Origin of the sequence: Spiroplasma sp. hy2 (assembly GCF_044714365.1) — a bacterium.
GTDB classification, from domain to species: domain Bacteria; phylum Bacillota_I; class Bacilli_A; order Mycoplasmatales; family Mycoplasmataceae; genus Spiroplasma; species Spiroplasma phoeniceum.
In genome coordinates, this window is sequence record NZ_RXFZ02000111.1 from 1 (window position 1) to 3,458 (window position 3,458).

Here is a 3,458-nt window from a genome sequence, read left to right on the forward strand (position 1 = left end):
ATYATACTTGTTTATTAATAATTAAACCATTTACATTAGTAAAATTATAACCTTTATCACGGTTAACTTGTCCTTTTGTATATGTTTTTTCTAAATGAAAACTTTTTGATACTGGAATACCCATTGCTGTATTTTCATATAATTCACCATTAACCATTGCTTTTAATTGGGTTTGTGAACCAATTACTTTTAAATACGCAGGTGTTAATCCTAAATAGGCTCTACGACCTAAAACCATAAACATTTTATCGGTTGGCAATCCAAAATATAAATTACTAATTTGATTAGTTAATTCAATCAAAGTTTCATTTAATATAAAGAATGCWTTATTTGCATCATCAGCATTTTCTGCTGTATAACTACGAAATGGAATTACTTCATATTGACCATCTGCTAAACAATAATCATAAATAGCCTGAATTAATTCACATTCTAAATTAACAAATTTATTTTGTACAACACTAGAAATAGCATCAGCAATAACACCATTTTTAATATTTTGTTCTATTAATGCCAAGTCAAAAGCCTCATTCATTAATTTTAAATTAAATCTCTTATCAATAGGAACTGGAATTCTTGTTAATCCCATAGTTTGAGTTGCACCACCATTTGGTAATGAATAATCATCTTGTCATACCACACGATGAGTTAAATTATATAGTGCTTGTCCTGCATTAGGTAATCAAGCAACTTGTTCTGCGGTTGCAGTAGCATACTGCATAATACTTGCATATTCATTATATAAAGGTCCACGCAATAAAGCATTAACCATATCAACATAGGCTTTTTGACCTGTTGTATTACCTTGCAATGTAAAAGGTACTTGTGGCAAATTAATTGTTGCCATAATATTTCACTCCCTTATTATCTAAGGTTTTTAAGTGTATAATCAGTTAATTTTTTAATTTCYTCAGGAGTATATGCTCCTTTTTCTTTAATACTTTCAATTTCATCATTTTTATTTTCAGTMGATTTTTCAATCATATCTTTAATAAAATTAGTTGGTGAAACTGATGGTTGTTCATTTACAAACAAATCAGGTTTTAATTCTTTTAAAGTTTGCATTTTTTCAGATAAAGAAWTACCACTAACTTTATTTAAATTAGTTTTAATATCTTCAATTTTAGTAGATGGAACATCTTTAAATGCTTTTAATTCATCTAATTCATTAGATAATTTAATAAAGTCTTCTTTTGATATAACATCTTCGCGTTTTTGCACACTTTCTCTAATTTGCTTTGCTTCATTATTAAACTGATTTAAGATATTTTCTGCAATCTCTTCACTTAAACCTTGTTCGATTAATTGTTCTTTTGTAAGTGCCATTTTATAAACCTCTCTTTTTTTATTCTTGTCCGATTAACAAGTCAGCTAAACTCTTTTTTAACGGTAAAAGATTAAACCTGTGTTTTTTATTATATACTAATAGTTCACAAATACAATACATTATGTAAATAAATACTAAACTTAATATATTTTATTGCTAATTTAGCCCTTAAAACTCGTAATAAGGGGGTATTTAACAAGATAAATTTATTAAAATAATTCATAATTTTGCTTGCGTATATATATAATGCAGGTAAATCTTGATAAAGAGTTTCAAGATTAAGAAAAGGAGAAAAACAAGTATGAAAAAATTACTTAGTTTATTAAGTATCTTAACTATTAGTGGAACTGCTGTCCCAACAACAATTGCCGCTAGTCCTTATCAAAAAAGTGATGTAATTAAGCTAGAAAATAGTGATATTAATTATCAACAAACAAATAATTTAGAAAATTTAAATAGAAATAAAAGACAAATATATTTGTATAATTATGATAATCCAGATTTAAAAACAATTGATGGTTTTATAAAAAATTTAGTTGTTATGTTAAATAACAATAAAATTGCAAGATTAAAATCAAATAATTATAATCCAGAATATACATTATCTTTACCTGATAATAAATTTGAACCAGGAGAATACAACATAAATGGAATAACTGTTTGTTCTAATGAAACAACTTTTGTTCCAACCAAAATGATTCCTGTTGAAGAAAAACTTATACATTCTCAAAAAACAGAATTTAGGGCAGGAAATCAAGATGAGGATAAGGCATTAAGTGGTGCTTTTTCATATAATGTTACTGATTCTTTTTCTTTTAAATTTGGGCAAAAAATTAGCGTTAAAGCTGGTTTAAAAATAAAAATGTTGGCTTCTCTTGAAATAACAGGAGAACTTTCTGCAGAAGAAAACTGAACAAAAACAAAAAGTTATACAATAACTGCCCCTTCTCAATGAACAAAAATTAAAGCAAATCATAAGAAAGAAATAACGTTTTATGTTTTTGAAGGAAAAAGTATAAATAAAGGAGTTTTAAAAACAAAAATAGATCCTAATTTAAAAATTAATACTTTTTTTACAAGATTGCCACACGATATAAATTATTATTATCAAAAATATATTAGTTTAAAAGATTTGATTATTGAAATTAAAAATAAAGGATATAATAATTTATTTAATCAAAACTCTTTAATAACTATGGAAGGTGAAGAAATATTTTTGAATATTCCTTGTGAAATAGAATCTAATTCTAGTCGTTTAGCAGTAACATTTGGAAATGAAACACCTTTATATTAATTAATTTTTGTAGTAAATGAAAAATATATTAAGTCTTTTAGGAACAATCACTTTAATTGGAACAAGTACAACAAGTTTAGTTGCTTGTAATACACCACAAGAATATACAAAAGAAGAATTAGAACATTTAAAAAAAGAAAACCAAATACACACTGATAATCAAGAAATCAAAGATAATCTAGAATGAATAGCACCACAAGAAAAACCATTTAATAATATTGATAATAAATATTATTATGTAGTATGGCGTGGAAATAAAAATGAGAATTGAAGATTAATTAAATTTAAAAATAATACACTCGATTTTATAGAAATTGATAATTTTGAAAAAGCAGATTTATGAAAAAGTAGCCCCTATAAATTTGGCTCAGGACAAACATTAAATATTGCATGAACTTTTAAAGAAATTTATTGGGAAAATGACAATGGTACTTATTTTAAATATGTTTATCGTTGAAATTTAGATACAACAGAGCCAAATTTAGTAGTTGATAATGATGGTAATATAAAAGTTAAAGGAGAATAAAAAAAGAGATGTAATATCTCTTTTTCTTTTATCTTGGTTTTATTGTAATTTTAACTGGGTTATCACTTTTATTTCTAATACCTAATACATTAGGATTAGAAACATCTAATATAATATCTTTATCATTGCCAAAATAATCTCAAACAATAACTAATTGAGGAAATATTACTTTTGAAAATCTAATTTTTAATTTTACATCATTTGTATAATAGACTTCTTGCATAACCTAGTTATTTTAAAATTCCTATAAAATATATTTAAAATAGAAATTATAGGAATCTAAAATTATGAAATTTGATAAATTTGATTAT

At 24.8% G+C, this 3,458-nt stretch carries 5 protein-coding genes; 2 read left to right on the top strand and 3 right to left on the bottom strand.

The genetic code is table 4. From position 1 onward, the window contains the following. On the bottom strand, positions 1-847 hold an 847-nt coding region (locus EHV01_RS04085), incomplete at its 3' end, for a hypothetical protein (protein ID WP_422066321.1). 17 nt (positions 848-864) lie between these two features. Further along, the gene (locus tag EHV01_RS04090) at positions 865-1,326 is read right to left on the bottom strand and encodes a hypothetical protein (protein ID WP_422066322.1); all 462 of its coding nucleotides are present in this window, start codon (positions 1,324-1,326) and stop codon (positions 865-867) included. A 302-nt stretch (positions 1,327-1,628) separates the two neighbouring features. Here EHV01_RS04090 and EHV01_RS04095 point away from each other — a divergent pair, with 302 nt between their 5' ends. Together EHV01_RS04095 and EHV01_RS04100 are read left to right on the top strand one after the other, a co-directional pair. Then, positions 1,629-2,621 (top strand): hypothetical protein, encoded by a 993-nt coding sequence (locus tag EHV01_RS04095; protein WP_422066323.1) that lies wholly within the window; start codon positions 1,629-1,631, stop codon positions 2,619-2,621. A gap of 16 nt (positions 2,622-2,637) precedes the next feature. Continuing rightward, on the top strand, positions 2,638-3,147 hold the full coding sequence (locus tag EHV01_RS04100; protein ID WP_422066324.1) for a lipoprotein: 510 nt from the start codon (positions 2,638-2,640) through the stop codon (positions 3,145-3,147). Positions 3,148-3,175: 28 nt separating this feature from the next. On the opposite strand, the gene EHV01_RS04105 is transcribed toward EHV01_RS04100, so the two are convergent. Beyond that, a complete protein-coding gene (locus EHV01_RS04105; RefSeq protein ID WP_422066325.1) occupies positions 3,176-3,370 on the bottom strand; it encodes a hypothetical protein in 195 nt (64 codons plus the stop codon). Between the last annotated feature and the right edge of the window lie 88 nt (positions 3,371-3,458).